Origin of the sequence: Candidatus Weimeria sp. HCP3S3_B5 (assembly GCF_052064335.1) — a bacterium.
Classification (GTDB): Bacteria; Bacillota; Clostridia; order Lachnospirales; family Lachnospiraceae; genus Weimeria.
Genome location: NZ_JBQHVU010000009.1, coordinates 77,006 through 95,272, shown reverse-complemented (window position 1 = coordinate 95,272; position 18,267 = coordinate 77,006). Strand labels below are relative to the sequence as shown.

The 18,267-nt window shown below is 45.4% G+C and carries 16 protein-coding genes and 1 tRNA gene; 13 read left to right on the top strand and 4 right to left on the bottom strand.

The window, feature by feature from the left end:
* Positions 1 to 182: 182 nt before the first annotated feature.
* A tRNA-Asn gene (locus tag ACTNCK_RS06145) sits at positions 183 to 254 on the top strand.
* A 367-nt stretch (positions 255 to 621) separates the two neighbouring features.
* Here the strand turns inward: ACTNCK_RS06145 and ACTNCK_RS06140 are convergent.
* Complete coding sequence (locus tag ACTNCK_RS06140) at positions 622 to 1,206, bottom strand: hypothetical protein (protein WP_441081646.1); 585 nt, start codon at positions 1,204 to 1,206, stop codon at positions 622 to 624.
* A 361-nt stretch (positions 1,207 to 1,567) separates the two neighbouring features.
* On the opposite strand from ACTNCK_RS06140, the gene ACTNCK_RS06135 reads away from it, so the two are divergent.
* From ACTNCK_RS06135 to ACTNCK_RS06125, 3 genes are read left to right on the top strand one after another with little or no spacing between them, the layout of a single operon-like run.
* Entirely contained in the window at positions 1,568 to 1,819 is a 252-nt protein-coding gene (locus ACTNCK_RS06135) for a kinase to dihydroxyacetone kinase (RefSeq protein ID WP_441081645.1), read from the top strand.
* Positions 1,820 to 1,863: 44 nt separating this feature from the next.
* A complete protein-coding gene (locus ACTNCK_RS06130) occupies positions 1,864 to 2,340 on the top strand; it encodes a hypothetical protein (protein ID WP_441081644.1) in 477 nt (158 codons plus the stop codon).
* A gap of 4 nt (positions 2,341 to 2,344) precedes the next feature.
* Entirely contained in the window at positions 2,345 to 3,376 is a 1,032-nt protein-coding gene (locus ACTNCK_RS06125) for an alpha/beta hydrolase (RefSeq protein WP_441081643.1), read from the top strand.
* Positions 3,377 to 3,386: 10 nt separating this feature from the next.
* Here ACTNCK_RS06125 and ACTNCK_RS06120 read toward each other — a convergent pair whose 3' ends face one another.
* On the bottom strand, positions 3,387 to 3,995 hold the full coding sequence (locus ACTNCK_RS06120) for an AAA family ATPase (RefSeq protein ID WP_441081642.1): 609 nt from the start codon (positions 3,993 to 3,995) through the stop codon (positions 3,387 to 3,389).
* A gap of 60 nt (positions 3,996 to 4,055) precedes the next feature.
* Here ACTNCK_RS06120 and ACTNCK_RS06115 point away from each other — a divergent pair, with 60 nt between their 5' ends.
* The gene (locus ACTNCK_RS06115) at positions 4,056 to 4,784 is read left to right on the top strand and encodes a hypothetical protein (RefSeq protein ID WP_441081641.1); all 729 of its coding nucleotides are present in this window, start codon (positions 4,056 to 4,058) and stop codon (positions 4,782 to 4,784) included.
* An 8-nt stretch (positions 4,785 to 4,792) separates the two neighbouring features.
* Here the strand turns inward: ACTNCK_RS06115 and typA are convergent, their stop codons facing one another.
* On the bottom strand, positions 4,793 to 6,634 hold the full coding sequence (gene typA / locus ACTNCK_RS06110) for a translational GTPase TypA (RefSeq protein WP_441081640.1): 1,842 nt from the start codon (positions 6,632 to 6,634) through the stop codon (positions 4,793 to 4,795).
* A 262-nt stretch (positions 6,635 to 6,896) separates the two neighbouring features.
* Here typA and ACTNCK_RS06105 point away from each other — a divergent pair, with 262 nt between their 5' ends.
* A complete protein-coding gene (locus ACTNCK_RS06105; RefSeq protein ID WP_441081639.1) occupies positions 6,897 to 8,171 on the top strand; it encodes a glucose-1-phosphate adenylyltransferase in 1,275 nt (424 codons plus the stop codon).
* The gene (gene glgD / locus ACTNCK_RS06100; protein ID WP_441081638.1) at positions 8,168 to 9,286 is read left to right on the top strand and encodes a glucose-1-phosphate adenylyltransferase subunit GlgD; all 1,119 of its coding nucleotides are present in this window, start codon (positions 8,168 to 8,170) and stop codon (positions 9,284 to 9,286) included. Before ACTNCK_RS06105 ends, glgD begins: the two co-directional genes overlap by 4 nt.
* On the opposite strand, the gene pth is transcribed toward glgD, so the two are convergent.
* Positions 9,283 to 9,855 carry an aminoacyl-tRNA hydrolase gene (pth, locus tag ACTNCK_RS06095; RefSeq protein ID WP_441081637.1) on the bottom strand — a complete coding sequence of 191 codons (573 nt, stop codon included), beginning with the start codon at positions 9,853 to 9,855 and terminating at the stop codon, positions 9,283 to 9,285. The two genes, glgD and pth, sit on opposite strands and share 4 nt — an antisense overlap.
* 81 nt (positions 9,856 to 9,936) lie before the next feature.
* Between pth and ACTNCK_RS06090 the strand changes: the two genes are divergently transcribed.
* The 6 genes from ACTNCK_RS06090 to ACTNCK_RS06065 all read left to right on the top strand — a co-directional run bounded on the left by ACTNCK_RS06090 (position 9,937) and on the right by ACTNCK_RS06065 (position 18,253).
* Positions 9,937 to 10,818: a DMT family transporter gene (locus ACTNCK_RS06090; RefSeq protein WP_441081636.1), complete on the top strand. Its 882-nt coding sequence runs from the start codon at positions 9,937 to 9,939 to the stop codon at positions 10,816 to 10,818.
* On the top strand, positions 10,818 to 11,045 hold the full coding sequence (locus tag ACTNCK_RS06085) for a hypothetical protein (RefSeq protein ID WP_441081635.1): 228 nt from the start codon (positions 10,818 to 10,820) through the stop codon (positions 11,043 to 11,045). The genes ACTNCK_RS06090 and ACTNCK_RS06085 overlap by 1 nt, the downstream gene beginning before the upstream one ends.
* A gap of 17 nt (positions 11,046 to 11,062) precedes the next feature.
* A complete protein-coding gene (gene uvrB, locus ACTNCK_RS06080) occupies positions 11,063 to 13,072 on the top strand; it encodes an excinuclease ABC subunit UvrB (protein WP_441081634.1) in 2,010 nt (669 codons plus the stop codon).
* Complete coding sequence (gene uvrA / locus ACTNCK_RS06075) at positions 13,056 to 15,911, top strand: excinuclease ABC subunit UvrA (RefSeq protein WP_441081633.1); 2,856 nt, start codon at positions 13,056 to 13,058, stop codon at positions 15,909 to 15,911. The genes uvrB and uvrA overlap by 17 nt, the downstream gene beginning before the upstream one ends.
* A 148-nt stretch (positions 15,912 to 16,059) precedes the next feature.
* A complete protein-coding gene (locus ACTNCK_RS06070; RefSeq protein ID WP_441081632.1) occupies positions 16,060 to 17,061 on the top strand; it encodes a rod shape-determining protein in 1,002 nt (333 codons plus the stop codon).
* A 142-nt stretch (positions 17,062 to 17,203) separates the two neighbouring features.
* Positions 17,204 to 18,253 (top strand): zinc-ribbon domain-containing protein, encoded by a 1,050-nt coding sequence (locus tag ACTNCK_RS06065; protein WP_441081631.1) that lies wholly within the window; start codon positions 17,204 to 17,206, stop codon positions 18,251 to 18,253.
* Positions 18,254 to 18,267 lie beyond the last annotated feature (14 nt).

Sequence of the window (18,267 nt, the reverse complement as noted above, 5' to 3'; positions counted from 1 at the left end):
GAATTTAGAAGTGGGGCAAAAGCTTCGAGATGAGAGCGAGTCAAAGACGAAGCTCGAATCCGAAGCGAGATCGTTCTTTGAGATTAGCGAGCACGAGTCAAAGACGAAGTGCGAGCTTAGCGAAAAGAACTTCCTTAGAAAGCATGGTTCTGTATGAAGTTTTGAAGGTACTTGTTTTATATTCCTCGATAGCTCAATGGTAGAGCACTCGGCTGTTAACCGAGTTGTTGTAGGTTCGAGCCCTACTCGGGGAGTTTTTGAAGGAGTTCAGTTAAATAGCTGAACTCCTTATTTTTCGCCTGTTTGCGGTTGTTTTTTATTTGTCCAAAAAGGTAAAATTTTACCCAAAAAGGCAACGTCTTGACACGATTTACTTCACGTTTACTTCACGAAATTCTGATGAAAAATAGTCTGATACCTGCTTGCTGTAATCATTCCTTATCGCGGAAGATGTCGGCTGGATTTTCACAGGAGATAATATTTAACGGCTATCATACATGAGAATTTAGATGTCATTACGATGATGATAGTAGTTATCTATACTAAAACAGCCTTCAGGTATCTTACCTGAAGGCTGTTTCATTTTTTGATATTTGATCTGGAGTTTATTTCCTGGAGATCTTATTTCTTTTTCTTTGCTGTCTTTGCAATAGTGTTGATCACATTTAAGCTTTTGCCATTGCCATTACTTTCTACCGCTGCAACCATAACGATTTTTTCTGAATCCTTGTTTGCAATGACAAGAGCTCGTTCTCTAATTGTTCCCTTGTCTGTTGGAACATTGTAGTCAAATATCAGTCCCTGATAGCCTGCTATCTTCTTTTTCTTAAGGTTTTTAATCTTGCCTTCCTTATCTGTCTGACTGTTTGCTGAACTCTGAATCAGGCTGGCCATAGTGTCAAGGTCAGTATCAGAAAAATTCATTTCTTCCTTTGACATATCCATTGTCATAGTGCAGAGGTACTGGATCTTTCCGGAGCTTAAATCGCTTGAACTGGTTGATTTCATGTATAGTTTATAGCCATTGAAATCTAAGTCCTTGTTTGTCTTGTAGACGGTCGGTATCTTTAATACGATCCCTCCGACTGTAACGTTTCTTGTTTTCGTTTTTGCCTCGGCCTTGATTAGTCCAGCTGGTGTCATTACACTGACCAGCAGTAGAAATGCTGCAATCATCGAGGCTACGATCTTTCTTTTTGCTTTCATTTGATGTCCTCCATTTCTGAGAAAGATTATAGATACAAAAACAGTTTATACTTTTTTTATAATATTTGCAAGGATATATTAACAAATATCTATTGTGATACAAAATACTTACTTATAACTGTTGAAAGCATATTAAGTTTTCTTACTTATATATTAAGGGCCTTTTATTTTGATACATTTATTTACTAGTCCGGCCTGCGTAAGATCTGTAATGATCAGATGATTATATACTGTACCTGACCCTGAATTGCCGGCTTTAGGGTCTTTTAACAGCCCTTATCTGGCTTCCTCTACTTGAACAAGCAGGGGCTTTACGGTATAATGAGATGTACAGAAACAGATACAAGCCAGGAGGAATTTTATGTTAGAGTACAGATATGATACACAGCTTTTAATAGATGGTGAGGATCTTGACGAGGATCAGATTAATGATTACTTTGTCGAGCATTTCAAGGGGGACTGTCTCCTTGCTGTCGGAGATGAGGATCTGATCAAGATCCATTATCATACGAATGAACCATGGAAGGTTCTGGAGTATTGTGCATCTCTGGGTGAGATATACGATATAGTTATTGAGGATATGGACCGTCAGGCCAGAGGGCTTAAGGGCTGATTTGACTTCCTGATTAGGTTCTTAAGGAGAGAAGGTGAGTCCCTATGGCAGGGAATAATTTGACAGATTACGACTCGGAACGTAAGAGGCTTTATAGAGAAAGCCTTGATATTAAAGATCTTCATTACTGTAAGATATGTGGAAGGGTTTTCGCTTACAGCGGATTTGGTCCAGATGTCTGCCCTGATTGTATGCATAGGGAGCAGGAGGAGTTTGAAAAGGTCAGGGAATATCTGGAGACTCATGATCATTCAAGTCTTCAGCAGACCTCGCTTGATACTGGGATTCCTGTGAAGAAGCTTTACCGCTGGATCCATGAGGAGAGACTTTATTTCAAGAATGACGGTACCAGCGGACTTTTCTGCGAGATCTGCGGGGCTCCGATAAATACAGGGCGTTATTGCAACCGCTGCAAGGCCAGACTCAAGCTAAAGGGAGTCAAGATCGATTCAGAGCCTGATAAGAAGCTTACGCCCGATGAGAAGATGCGTTTTATAAGGACATTGGACAAACGGTATTAGGTCTATGCGAGAAATTGTTTTCAATATTTTTGGAATATACCTGATCTTTACATTTATCCTGACTGTATACTCCGTGATAAGAATGTATGTGATCAGCAATATTGCCTGTGATAAAAAAAGAGGTCTGAGCCGGATGGAGCTTTTGAAGAAAGAGGGTCGATTCAGGCAGTATCCGGTATACTCGATGGAGGAGATTGCTGAGAGGAAAAAAAGAGGAGCCGTAAGGCTTTCTGTTTTCCCAAATGATTCAGGAAAAAGGACAAGATGTATCATTGTCTGCCCTGGAGGTGGCTATGCACATCTTTGTACTGTAAAGGAAGGCTATCCGGTAGCAGCCAGACTGAATGAGCTTGGATATACTGCATTTGTGCTTGAATACAGAGCCGGGCTTGACTGCTCATCTCATGCTCCCATGCATGATCTTTCAGCAGCTGTCAGATTCATCCAGGCAAGGGCTGAGCAGTTTAACGTAGATATGGATGGATATGCTGTTATCGGTTTTTCTGCCGGAGGAAATCTGGCGGGCATCTTTGGTACAAGAGCCTGGGGCTATGAAAAGTATAATGCAAAGAAGCCTGGATGCCTTATACTTGGCTATCCCTGGACAAATGTCAATCACTGGATGCAGCATCCATACTGGAATATATGGGTAGCGCTAATGGGTATATGGCTATCTGAAAGAGGAAATATTTATATGTTTGGCCCGAGAGGTCATTTCAGGAAAAACAAAAGGGAATCTCTCTGCGTTCAGAAATGGATAACTCCTGATTATCCTCCGGTCTATATGTTCGGGGGCGGAAATGATGTGCTGGTACCTACAGCAGCCCATACAGACGTGCTGGCCAAGGCCCTTGAGGAGAACGGAGTTCCGTATAAATATGATAAGTTCTTCGGTCTTCCACATGGAGTAGGAATAGGAAAACATACAAATGCCGAAAACTGGATGCTGAATGCTTTATCGTTCTGGAATTCTTGTGTGGACAAGGAATCGGGAGTCAGTAGTCAGGGATCAGGGTCACCTAACCCTGATCCCTGAATCATGATTTCTAGTCCCTGTCTTCCCATTTCTCTGCCAGCTCGCAGATGATATGGACACAGGTCTCCTCGCCGAGAGTGCCTGAGTCAAGAGCCAGATCATAATTCGAATATGCGCCCCACTGCTGGTCGGTGTAATAGCGGTAGTAGGTGCGACGCTGCTTGTCTTTCTTCTGGATACGCTTGCGGACATCTACATTGGTGATATCGCCGTATCTCTCGAGAACTCTTGTGATTCTGTGCGGCATATCAGCATGGATCAGGATATTAAGACATGGTATCTCAGCGTTCTTCAATATGTAGTCACTGCAGCGTCCAACTATCACACATGGACCCTTTCTGGCTGCATCGAGAATAACCTTTCTCTGAGCAAGGAAGATCTCGTCCTGAGGACTCTGAAAATACATGGCGCTGGCAGCAGAAATATCAAACCACTTGCTGGCTGCGCTGGTCGTCTCTCCCTGTTCTTCGATCAGTTCTCTGGCGTAGCCGCTTTCTTCAGCGGTTTTTGTGACGATCTCTCCGTCAAGGAAAGGAACATTAAGCTTTTTAGCGACCTTTTCTCCTATAGAGTGGCCGCCGCTGCCGAATTCACGGCTGATCGTAATAATTGGATACATAAGTTACCGCCTTTCTAATTTGATCACTAAGTAACTTTGTATATATTGTACAAAAAAACTATGGATAATTCAAGAAAATCTGTAAACTTTATTCGGTTTAATTTGAGTGGCATATATGATGGAATGGATAATACAGTTGATCTGACTGATATAAAGGGGACCAACTGCTTTTGTGATGAAGAAGCCGAGAAGGAGATAGGCCGCAGGATAGATTCTTTTGGCGAGCTTCCTCCTGTCAGATTCATCGATACAGGAAACTATCATTATATGTCTCTTCTTTTGATGAAAAGGATAAGGACTTCCTTTGCCCTCCTTCTGCTTGATAATCATCCGGATGCCAAGCTGCCGGATTTTTTTGATATAACCTCATGCGGGGACTGGGTAAGAAAGGCCTGTGAAAGCCTTGATAATCTAAAACAGGTGATAATGGCAGGTGTGGATCCGAAGCTTATAGAAGAAGCAGGACCACTTCCTGACAAGATAAGGGTCTGCACCCTTGATCAGGCTGTGGATGCGATAGAGCAGATAAATTCCCGGATGGATATATATATATCACTTGACAAGGATATATTTAATACCGACTATGCCAGAACGGACTGGAGTCAGGGAGACTATACGCCGGACCATATCCTTCCTGTGATCTGTTCAGTCAGAAGCTGCCTTGCCCTTGATATATGCGGTGATCATAAGGACTATAGCTCTAAGGGCGGATCAGGTTTAAGTGAAAGGACAAACAAGACTATTCTTGAACAGATAAAAAAGCGGGGTAAGCCCCGCTTTGTAATATAGCTATCTGATCAGCCCTGCTGCTTTCTGATGTTTGATCTCTTTCTCTGAAGAGGATCGAGGATCTTTTTCCTTATACGAAGGTTTTCAGGAGTGACCTCGAGAAGCTCATCAGTCTCAATGAAGTCAAGTGCCTGTTCGAGTGAGAGCCTCCTAGGTGGAACGAGAGTAAGAGCCTCGTCTGAGGATGATGTACGTGTATTGGTCAGATGCTTTTTCTTGCATACATTGATCTCTATATCCTCAGCACGGTTTGATGCGCCGATGACCATTCCTGAGTAAACCTTCTCACCAGGTCCAATGAAGAGGGTTCCTCTGTCCTGGGCGGCGAAGAGACCGTATGTGACGGATTCTCCGGTCTCAAAGGCAATAAGAGAGCCCTGCTTTCTGTAGGCGATCTCTCCCTTGTAAGGGGCATATCCCTCGAAGACAGTGTTTATGATACCGTTACCCTTGGTATCAGTCATGAAATCGCCTCTGTATCCGATCATTCCACGGGCAGGAATGACGAACTCAAGACGGGTATATCCACCAGTGATAGGACGCATATTCTGCAACTCACCTTTTCTGGCAGAGAGCTTCTCGATTACGACACCCTGGAATTCGTCAGGTACATCGACATAGGCCCTTTCCATAGGCTCAAGTTTCTTGCCGTTCTCATCGGTATGATAAAGGACCTCAGCTTTACTTACAGCGAACTCATAGCCCTCGCGTCGCATCTCCTCGATAAGCACGGACAGATGGAGCTCACCACGGCCAGAAACCTTGAAAGTATCAGGACTGTCCGTATCCTCAACTCTTAATGATACATCTGTGTTCAATTCCTTATAAAGTCTGTCCCTGATATGGCGGCTTGTAACGAATTTACCCTCAGTACCGGCGAATGGGCTGTCATTTACTATGAAGTTCATAGCAATCGTAGGCTCTGAAATCTTCTGGAATGGTATTGCGACAGGCTCACTGTCGGTTCCGCAAATAGTATCTCCGATATGAAGATCTGCAATACCGGATATGGCTACAATGGAGCCGATGTTGGCCTCGTTCACATCAACCTTCTGGAGTCCCTCGAACTCATAGAGCTTTGTGATACGGACGTTTTCCTTCTTGTCAGGATCATGATGGTTTACTACGACAGCGTTCTGGTTGAGCACGATCTTGCCGTTAGAAACCTTTCCTATACCTATACGTCCTACATAGTCGTTGTAGTCTATAGTGGAGATCAGGACCTGAGTATTTGCATCAGGATCACCTGTAGGAGCAGGTATGTACTTGAGGATGGCATCGAAGAGAGGAGTCATATCCTTCTTTTCGTCATCAAGATCCTTTATCGCATATCCGTCCTTTGCAGAAGCATAGATGAATGGGGCGTCAAGCTGCTCGTCAGTAGCATCGAGGTCCATAAAGAGCTCGAGAGTTTCGTCAACGACCTCAGCAGGCCTTGCGCCCGGACGGTCGATCTTGTTTATGCAGACGATTACCGGAAGGTTTAAGGCAAGGGCCTTCATCAGCACGAACTTGGTCTGAGGCATAACGCCCTCAAAGGCATCAACGAGCAGAACGACACCATCAACCATCTTGAGGATTCGCTCAACCTCTCCGCCGAAGTCGGCATGTCCCGGAGTGTCGATTATATTGATCTTGACTCCGTTGTACTTTACAGCAGTGTTCTTTGACAGGATCGTGATACCTCTTTCACGCTCTATATCGCCGGAATCCATGACACGCTCCACAACCTCCTGGTTTTCGCGGAAGACGCCGCTCTGTCTTAAGAGCTGGTCTACGAGTGTCGTCTTGCCGTGATCGACATGGGCGATAATGGCGACATTTCTGATATCTTCTCTTGTCTGAATCATATTTACCTCCGAAATCAGATTCTTAACAGGTCAACTATACTATTATATCACGGAAATAAAAACTTGCAATCATATTATTGTAAATTCTATCGCCAATAATAAATTACAAATATCATTAAAAAAAGGTGGACATTCTTGTGCAATATGCTATAATTTTAAAAGAGGCACTTAAAACTTTTGGTAATTATTCCCAAGACTTCTTCAGGATAAGGGGATCGGGGGATCTGTGAAGATGGCAGGAATAGATGAGAGGTGTTTTTAAATGAGTAGTAAAGAAATGATAGCCATGCTCCTGGCCGGCGGTCAGGGATCCAGGCTTGGGGTTCTGACATCAGACGTGGCCAAGCCGGCAGTAGCGTTTGGTGGAAAGTACAGGATCATTGATTTTCCCCTCAGCAACTGCATCAATTCAGGGATCGACACAGTCGGAGTTCTGACACAGTATCAGCCGCTTGCCTTGAATACTCATATAGGTATCGGTACTCCGTGGGATCTTGACCGTAATAATGGCGGCGTGACAGTTCTCCCTCCATATGAGAGAAGCGATAATTCTGAATGGTATTCGGGCACAGCCAATGCCATCTATCAGAATATGAAGTATATGGAGGCATATAATCCTGAATATGTGCTGATCCTTTCAGGTGATCACATCTATAAGATGGATTATGAGGCAATGCTTGATTTCCATAAGCAGAATCAGGCAGATGTGACTCTTGCAGTGATCCCTGTACCTATGGAGGAGGCATCCCGTTTCGGTGTCGTGATCGCTGATGAGAATAAGAGGATACGTGATTTCCAGGAGAAGCCGGAGCATCCGAAGAGTAATCTTGCTTCGATGGGAATCTATATATTTTCATGGCCTGTTCTGAGGGAGGCTCTGTTATCATTAAAGGATCAGAGCAACTGCGATTTCGGTAAGCACATAATTCCTTACTGCCACAGCAATGGCAAGAGAATATTCGCTTATGAGTTCAATGGCTACTGGAAGGACGTAGGGACACTGGGATCATACTGGCAGGCTAATATGGAGCTTATAGACCTGATCCCTGAGTTTAATCTGTATGAGGAATTCTGGAAGATTTATACCAAGCAGGACAAGATCGAGCCACAGTATATAGGACCGGATGCCACAGTGGGAAAGGCAATAATTGGTGCCGGGGACAACATCAATGGTACGGTTCACGGGTCAGTGCTTTCAGCCGGGGTGGTTGTAGAAGAAGGAGCTATAGTCAAGGACTCCATAATAATGAAGGATACTGTTATCCGCAAGGGAGCCTATATAGAGAAATCAATCATTGCAGAGAACTGCGTGATCGGTGAGAATGCTAAGATAGGAATAGGCCAGGAGGAAGACAGCAAGCTCAATCCGAAGATATACGGCTTCGGCCTGGCAGTGATCGGAGACAATTCTGTGATCCCTGCTAATGTAACTATTGGAAAGAATACCGCTATAAGAGGCGTGACAGATCAGGAGGATTATCCTGACGGGGTTCTGCCGAGCGGTGGATATCTGATAAAGGCAGGTGATCAGTCATGAAGGCACTAGGAATAATCCTTGCAGGTGGAAATTCCACCAGAATGAAGAGCTTATCCGATAAGAGGGCTATATCAGCGATGCCGGTTGGGTGCAGCTACAGAGCCATTGACTTCGCACTGTCGAATATGACTAATTCCAACATACAGACAGTGGCAGTCCTCTCGCAGTACAATGCCCGTTCATTAAATGAGCATCTGAATTCATCCAAATGGTGGAACTTCGGACGTAAGCAGGGCGGACTTTTCCTTTTTACTCCTACTGTCACCGCTGACAACAGCTGGTGGTACAGAGGCACTGCTGACGCTATGTGGCAGAATATAGACTTCCTCAAGAAGCGCCATGAGCCTTATGTGGTGATCACCAGCGGAGACTGTGTCTGCAAGATAGATCTTTCTCCTATACTTGATTTTCATATACAGAAGCAGGCAGACATCACAGTAGTATGCACAAAGGCACCTGAGTGGGATGATATAAGCAGGTTTGGAACAGTAAAGATAGATCCGGACGGACTTATAAGCGAGTTCGAGGAGAAGCCGATGATCGCTCACTCGAATATCGTTTCAACCGGAACCTATGTCATCCGCCGCAGGAAGCTGATAGAGCTTCTTGAACAGTGCAACGCGGAGGGACGATACAATTTCGTAACCGATATCCTGATCCGCTATACCGGGATGAAGAAGATATATGGCTATATGGTTGACAGCTACTGGAGTAATATAGCATCAGTCAATTCCTATTTCAGGACCAATATGGATTTCCTCAAGCCTGAGGTAAGAGAATTCTTCTTTGGCAGCGAACCGAAGATCTATTCAAAGGCACAGGATCTTCCGCCTGCCAAGTTTAATGACGGAGCATCTGTTCATGATTCACTGATCGGATCGGGAACTATTATAAACAGTGTCGTGGATCATTCGGTGATCTTCAAGAATGTATTCATCGGCAACAATACAGTGATAAAGAATTCCATAGTCCTCAACGGGGCCTACATTGGAGATAATGTCCGCGTTGAGAACTGTATAGTTGAAAGCAATGAGACTCTTCTGTCAGATACCAGCTATGTCGGCGATGATCAGATCAAGATCGTAGTCGAGAATAATACAAGGCTGGGGATCTAACGGATCTTCTGATTGAACTCGTTCATTGCCTGATCGATTTCGCCTGCGAGGATCAGCTCTGCTGCCTTGCAGGCTCTTTTTTTGCCCTCCTCAAAGAAAGGCAGCTCATCCTTTGACAGGGATCCAAGGACAAAGGAAACCATATCATTTCCGTTCTCAAAGATGCCGACACCGAGTCTTATCCTGATGAAACGATCGGTGCCGATATGCTCGATAATATTTTTGAGGCCATTGTGTCCACCTGCAGAGCCCTTCTTGCGGATTCTTATATTGCCAGGTGCAAGGGTCACATCATCTGAAAAAACAATCAGGCCTGTGGCAGGGTCTGTCTTGTAAAAATTGACAAAGTCTCCTATTGACTCTCCACTCAGGTTCATAAAAGTCTGTGGCTTTATAAGAAGTACCTTCTGGCCGTTTATGATTCCAGTCCCGGTCAGGGCCCTTCTTTCTGATTTGTTTATCTCAATGCCGTTTGATGCGGCAAGCATATCGATCGTCTCAAAGCCGGCATTATGCCTGGTATGCTCGTATTTGCTTCCTGGGTTTCCAAGCCCTGCTATCAGATACATTATTTTCCTCCGATCATCTATAGATAATGATTAACAAAGTTTTTATGAAGACTCTTCCTATTCGTGATATAATAATAAACTATGAATGAAATTAGTACAAGACATAAGGCAGCGATCGGAATAGGACTTGTTATAGCGGATTCCTTCTTTTTCTCACTTATGACTCTGTTCGTCAGACTCACAGGAGATATTCCTACGATACAGAAATGCTTTTTCAGGAATGCATTTGCAGCTTTAATAGCAGTGGCCGCCCTGTCAAGGACTGAGGAGAAATTTCATATAAGGAAGGGCTCGCTTCCAGGACTTCTTGCCAGGTCAATAAGCGGAGGACTTGGCATGATACTTAATTTCTATGCAATAGACAGGATAGGTCTCGCCGATGCGAATATCCTGAACAAGATGTCACCGTTTTTTGCAATAATAGCATCTATCTTCATACTGAAGGAGATACCTAAAAGATCGGACTGGATCGCCGTCGTGATAGCCTTTATAGGAGCTGTATTCATAATAAAGCCATCGGCTAATATGGCATCTGTCTATGCTCTGTTCGGACTGATTGGAGGACTTGGCGCAGGAATAGCCTATACCTTCGTCAGGAAGCTGGGACAGCAGGGAGAGAGAGGGCCGGTGATAGTGGCTTTTTTCTCTATATTTACAAGCCTTTTGTGTCTGCCATCCATGATCATAGATTTCCATCCGATGAGCCGGCTTCAGTGGCTTTTCATGATCCTTGCCGGACTGTCAGCAGCAGGCGGACAGTTTACTGTCACAGCAGCCTATAAATATGCACCGGCAAAGAATATTTCAGTATTTGACTACGCTCAGGTTCTCTTCGCATCGATATGGGGAGCAGTCATATTCGATGAGCTGCCTGATCGTTTTTCGGTAATAGGTTATGTAATTGTTATCAGCTGCGCAGTCGGCAGATGGGCGTATCTGATGAGAAGTGAAAGGAGCAGGTAATGAATCCTACAGCACTGTTTAAGATCAGGGGACTTATGGCAAGATTTCAGGCAGATCATCCCAAGGTCGTTTCATATTTTGCTACAGTCTTCGGGACCGAGGGCCTTCCTGAGGGCTCAGTGATAGAGATATCAGTGAAGAAGCCGGGAGAGGATGAGGTCGTCACCAATATGAGGGTTACGGCTAACGATGTCGAGATGATCCAGGCGATGAAGGAATTAAGGTGAGCTGACACAGCAACTATATGGAGACATTCAAGCTACATTCTAAATATAAGCCGACAGGCGATCAGCCTGAGGCTATAAGGGAGCTGGTGGACGGCTTCAGGGATGGAAACCAGTTCGAGACCCTGCTCGGGGTCACAGGATCCGGGAAAACCTTTACAATGGCAAATGTTATAGCAGAGCTTAATAAGCCAACTCTGATAATGAGCCATAACAAGACTCTGGCCGGCCAGCTCTACAGCGAAATGAAGGAATTCTTCCCTGAGAATGCCGTCGAATACTTCGTTTCGTACTATGATTATTACCAGCCTGAGGCCTATGTGCCTTCGTCTGATACCTATATAGCCAAGGATTCAGCAGTAAATGATGAGATAGACAAGCTGCGCCTGTCGGCTACTGCAGCTCTCTCTGAAAGAAGAGATGTGATAATCGTTGCCTCAGTATCCTGTATCTATGGAATCGGCAGCCCGGATGACTATGAGAATATGATGGTCTCTCTCAGGCCCGGACAGGACAAGGACAGAGATGAGGTAATAAAAGAGCTTGTCGATATGCAGTATCTGAGGAATGATATGGATTTCAAAAGAGGAACCTTTCGCGTGAGGGGAGATACGCTTGAGGTGATACCTGCTAACACAACCGACTATGCATACAGGATAGAATGGTTTGGAGATGAGATCGACAGGATAGTAGAGACTGATCCTCTGACGGGAAAGGTCAACTATGAGCTGTCACACTGCGCTATTTTCCCTGCATCACATTATGTGGTTCCCAAGGAGAAGATAGAAAGGGCCTGCGAGACCATCGAACAGGAGCTTAAGGAGAGAGTAAGCTTTTTCAAGGCTAATGACAAGCTGCTTGAGGCTCAGCGGATTGCCGAGCGTACTAATTTTGATATAGAAATGCTCCGTGAGACAGGCTTCTGCTCAGGAATAGAAAACTATTCAAGACACCTTACAGGAGCAGCTCCAGGAGAACCTCCGAAATGTCTTATCGACTATTTTGGAGATGATTTTCTTACCATAATAGATGAGAGCCATATCACTGTTCCCCAGATAGGGGGAATGTACAACGGTGACAAGGCCAGGAAAACAACCCTTGTGGATTACGGTTTCAGACTTCCGTCGGCTCTTGACAACAGACCGCTTAATTTCCATGAATGGGAGTCAAAGATAGACCAGCTGCTCTTTGTTTCTGCGACACCGGGCAGATATGAGCAGGAGCATGAGCTTCTCAGGGCAGAGCAGGTCATAAGACCTACAGGTCTTCTCGATCCGTCTATAGATGTCCGTCCTACCGAGGGACAGATAGATGATCTTTATTCTGAAATCAGTAAGGAAACCGCAGGTCATCACAAGGTCCTTGTCACAACACTGACAAAGCGTATGGCAGAGGATCTGACCAAATATCTTGCGGAGCTGGGAGTCAGGGTAAAGTATCTGCATTCGGATATAGATACTCTTGAAAGGGCCGAGATAATCAGAGATCTGCGTCTCGATGTATTTGATGTGCTTGTCGGCATCAACCTCCTGAGGGAGGGACTTGATATACCTGAGATAACTCTGGTGGCTATCCTTGATGCTGATAAGGAGGGATTCCTCCGTAACGAGACCTCTCTGATTCAGACGATAGGAAGGGCAGCCAGGAATGATCACGGCCATGTGATAATGTATGCAGATACTGTCACGGATTCTATGAAAAGGGCTATCGACGAGACAGAGCGACGCAGGCGTATCCAGAAGGACTACAATGAGAAGCATCATATCACTCCTAAGACTATCAGCAAGGCAGTATCCGATGTGATAGCGGTTTCCAGACAGGTGGCTGTGAATGAAAAGGACATGGACAAGCAGCCTGAGGAGATGTCCGTTTCTGAACTGAAGAAATATATAGACAAGATCCGTAAGGATATGGAAAAGGCAGCGGCAGATCTGAATTTCGAAGCAGCTGCTGAGTATCGTGACCGGATGATAGAACTTAAAAATATGCTTAGGGACGAGGAGGTCGCTGAGAGTGAAGAAAGCAGCTGATTCGCTGATACCGCGTAAGTACATAAGGATCAGGGGGGCAAGGGTACATAATCTTAAAAATATAGATCTTGACATTCCAAGGGATTCGTTTACTGTATTTACAGGGCTGTCAGGCTCTGGAAAGAGCTCGCTGGCCTTTGATACTATCTTTGCCGAGGGACAGAGGAGATATATGGAGTCTCTGTCGAGCTATGCGAGACAGTTCTTAGGGCAGATGGAAAAGCCTGATGTGGATAAGATCGAGGGACTGCCTCCGGCAATATCCATAGATCAGAAGTCTACCAACCATAATCCCCGTTCAACAGTCGGTACTGTGACTGAGATTTATGATTATCTGAGACTTCTCTATGCCAGGTGCGGGATACCTCATTGTCCCAAATGCGGAAGGCCGATCTACAGACAGACCGTGGATCAGATGTGCGATGCCATAAAGAAGCTTCCTGAGAGGACGAAATTCCAGGTCCTTTCTCCTGTTGTAAGGGGCAGGAAGGGCGCCCAGGAGAAGCTTTTTGAGAGAGCGAGAAAGAGCGGCTATGTCCGTGTGATAGCTGATGGCAATCTTTATGACCTGAACGAGGACATAAAGCTCGACAAGAATAAAAAGCATAATATAGAGATAGTCGTAGACAGACTTTCAATGAAGGAGGGTATAGAGTCAAGGCTTACAGGATCTCTTGAGAATGCCCTGAAGCTTTCAGGCGGGCTTGTGATAATAGATGTGATAGGCGGCGAACCGATGAGGTTTTCAGAAAGCTATTCATGCCCCTATGACGGTAGCTCGATCGATGAGATAGAGCCAAGGACCTTTTCCTTCAACAATCCATTTGGCGCCTGCCCTGAATGCTACGGACTCGGATACAGAATGGAATTTGACGAGAGACTTATGATACCTGATCAGAAGCTTTCGTTCAACGAGGGCTGCGTTCAGGTCATAGGCTGGCAGAATTCAAAGGATCCCAAAAGCTATTCCCATGCCCTTCTTGAGGCTCTTTCAAAGGAATACGGTTTTTCTCTGGACACTCCATACAGACAGCTTCCAGCAAATATCAGGGATATGTTCATAAATGGTTTTGACAGGACTGTAAAGGTGCATTATTCGGGCAGATGGTCTAGCGGAGTATATGATGTGCAGTTTGAGGGACTTATCGAAAACACAAAGCGCAGATACAGGGAAACAAAATCCGATTCGGCAAAGGCAGGCTATGAGGAGTTCATGAGAATAACTCCATGCCCTGTCTGTCATGGACAGAGACTGAAGCCTGAGGCACTTGCGGTTACTGTGGCTGACAAGAATATCTATGAGATGACAACTATGTCCATAAAGGAGCTGAAGCCCTTTCTGGAAAATATGCAGCTTTCAGACCAGCAAATGAAGATAGGAAGACTTGTTTTAAGGGAGATAAAGGCCAGGGTAGGCTTTCTCTATGATGTGGGACTTGATTATCTGTCTCTTTCGCGGGCTACCGGGACTCTTTCAGGAGGAGAAGCCCAGCGTATAAGGCTTGCGACTCAGATCGGATCAGGACTTGTCGGAGTGGTCTATATTCTCGATGAGCCTTCCATTGGTCTGCATCAGAGAGACAATGACAAGCTGCTGGCTTCCCTAAAGGGCCTTCGGAACCTTGGAAATACCCTTATCGTGGTTGAGCATGACGAGGACACGATGAGAGAGGCAGATTTCCTTGTGGATATAGGGCCGGGAGCAGGTGAGCATGGAGGAGAGGTAGTGGCTGCCGGGACTCCTGAGGAGGTAGAAGCCTGCCCTGATTCCCTTACTGGTCAGTATCTTTCCGGTAAAAAGAAGATTCCAGTGCCGGAGAACAGGAGAAAGCCTTCCGGTTTTCTTACTATAAGGGGAGCAAGGGAGCATAATCTTAAAAATATAGATGTAAGGATCCCTCTTGGGATAATGACCGTGGTTACCGGAGTTTCAGGTTCGGGGAAATCATCTCTTATAAATGAGATATTATATAAGACACTAGCCAGAGATCTGAACCGTGCCAGAACGATCCCTGGAGACAGCGACGGGATAGAGGGAGAAGAAGGGCTTGATAAGATAATCGATATAGATCAGTCTCCTATAGGGCGGACACCAAGGTCAAATCCGGCTACCTATACCGGAGTCTTTGATCTTATCAGGGATCTTTTCGCTTCGACACCTGATGCAAAGGCCAGGGGATACACTAAGGGAAGGTTTTCCTTCAATGTCAAGGGAGGCCGGTGTGAGGCCTGCGGAGGAGACGGTATCAGAAAGATAGAGATGCATTTCCTGCCTGATGTATATGTGCCATGCGAGGTTTGCCATGGTCAGAGGTACAACAGGGAGACGCTTGAGGTGAAGTATAAGGGAAAGTCTATCTATGATATACTTGATATGACCGTTGAGGAGGCAGTTAAGTTTTTTGAAGCTGTTCCATCGATCCACCGCAAGATAAAGACCCTTATGGATGTAGGACTCGGATATATTAGGCTTGGACAGCCATCGACAGAGCTTTCGGGAGGAGAGGCCCAGAGGATAAAGCTGGCCACTGAGCTTTCGAGACGGAGCACAGGACGGACTATCTATGTCCTTGACGAGCCGACCACGGGGCTTCATTTCGAGGATGTGAGAAAGCTGGTATCGATCCTTAGAGAGCTTTCAGATACAGGTAATTCTGTAGTCGTGATAGAGCATAATCTCGACGTGATAAAGACAGCCGACTATATAATAGATCTTGGCCCTGAGGGCGGAGACGGAGGCGGTACTGTAATAGCCCGGGGAACGCCTGAAGAGATCTGCAAGGTGAAGAAGAGCTATACAGGCCAGTATCTGAAGAAGGTGTTAGGGGATAGGGGCTAGGGGTCAGGGTCTGGATCAGTATTATCCCCTAACCCCTGGACCCTAAACCCTGGCCCCTGGCCACTACAGAAAATACTTGAAAAATTCATCCAATGATTTTATAATATTTGATGTATGACTTAAAATAATTTTCGGAAGGAGCACCATAATGGCTGCCACAGATATTGGAATAGATTTAGGAACAGCAAGCATACTGGTTTACCTTAAGGGCAAGGGAGTAGTATTAAAGGAACCATCGGTCGTAGCATTCGATCGTGATACTAATAAGATTAAAGCTATCGGAGAGGAGGCCAGACTCATGCTTGGCCGTACTCCGGGAAATATAGTAGCTGTAAGACCACTCCGTCAGGGTGTCATCTCTGACTATACTGTCACAGAGAAGATGATCAAGTACTTCATCCAGAAGGCACTTGGCAAGAGAAGCTATAGAAAGCCTCGTATCTCTGTCTGCGTACCTTCAGGTGTTACTGAGGTCGAGAAGCGTGCGGTAGAGGATGCTGCATATTCGGCAGGAGCCAGAGAGGTGTTTATCATAGAGGAGCCTATTGCGGCAGCAATCGGTGCCGGAATCGACATAAGCAGACCTTGCGGTAATATGATAGTCGATATCGGAGGAGGTACATCTGATATCGCTGTTATCTCGCTTGGCGGATCGGTAGTCTCTACCTCTATAAAGATCGCCGGGGATAATTTCGATGAGGCCCTGGTCAGATACATGAGAAAGAAGCATAATCTTCTGATCGGTGAGAGAACGGCAGAGGATATGAAGATAAATATAGGGACATGCTATCCTCTTACGACGCCGGAGACAATGGACGTAAGAGGACGTAACCTGGTAACCGGGCTTCCGAAGACTATTGAGGTCTCATCTGAGGAAACCGAGGAAGCCCTTCGCGAGCCGACTGCCCAGATAGTAGAAGCAGTTCATTCGGTGCTTGAGAAGACACCGCCTGAGCTGGCAGCAGATGTTGCAGACAGAGGCATCATCCTGACCGGAGGCGGATCGCTTCTCCGTGGACTCGAGGAGCTGATGGAGGAAAGGACCGGTATCAATACTATGACTGCTGAGGATCCGATGACCTGTGTGGCTATAGGAACAGGTAAGTATGTAGAGTTCATGGCCGGAAACCATGACCTGTCACAAGCATAAGAGATTCATACGGCTAAGGCTGTAATCAGTCGGGGAGAATGATATTTCGAATATGATCCGATAGAAAATGGTAGGACATGATAAAGGCCCGCGACCAAAGTCGCCGGCCTTTTTATTTATGTATAAGGAGGAAGTCAGCTAAATGTACTGTAGGAACTGTGGCAAGGAAATACCGGATAAGGCGAATTTCTGTAAATATTGCGGAACCTCGGTAGATAAAAGAAAGAATAGACAGCCAGTTTCATCTGCAGATCCAGTCGATCAAGGTGGATATGATAGGGCTGTCAATGAAAGGAGCGTAAGCGGATCCTCAAATTCACGCCTTATAGTGGTGACAGTGATCCTTGCTCTTACGGTCCTGATAGCGCTTGTGGTAATATCCTGGCACTTCAGGCTGGGACCTTTTGCCACAGGAAGAAATGAAATGACAAGTGCATCCAGCTCAAAGGAAAAGACTCTTGATAAGGACGACAAGAAATCTGACGCAGGTAAGGCGTCTTCAGAGGAATCAGATAGATCCAAAATGGAAAGCAGTGATAAGGACAGGGATAAGGAGGGAAATGATGCAAAGGACGAGGAGGACGATGAAAGTCCTTACTTTTCGATAGAGTCCTCAACTGTAGAGGATTATTCCAACGTCCTTTCACTGCCTGACTATACATCATATATCAGTGAGGCAGATAGCAGCTTCAGCTTTCTCTATCCAATGGACCTGTATGATGATGTGGATTACAGCGACAGGGCTGGTACCACAACAGATATACTAAGGGATTTCGATCATAAGAATAAGGAGTGTATACGCTTTACTGGCTCGGAGGGGTCAAGGCTTTTATATCAGCTGGCTGTGATCAGAGGAGATGGCTCTACGGACCAGATGGCAAGCGCTCTTGAAAACAGCATGAAGGAAAATACCGCTATCTCATCACCATACACACTCCTTAAAAAGACAAAGGGAGATAAGGCTTATGTGGTAGTGACAGGCGAGAAAAAGGATGGTACTATCAGATATCTGGTATGCACAGGTGATGTTTCAGACGGGAAACTGATGCTTATGGAGCTTGATACTCCGCCAAGTGAGGACGATGCGGATAAGAAGCACAAATCCTATTATACTGAGGTGCTCTATCGTGGGCTTAGCTTCGGATATTCTGATGCATCAATCCGCAGCTATGATGACTATCTTGGCAGGTAATATAAGGAGTCTGG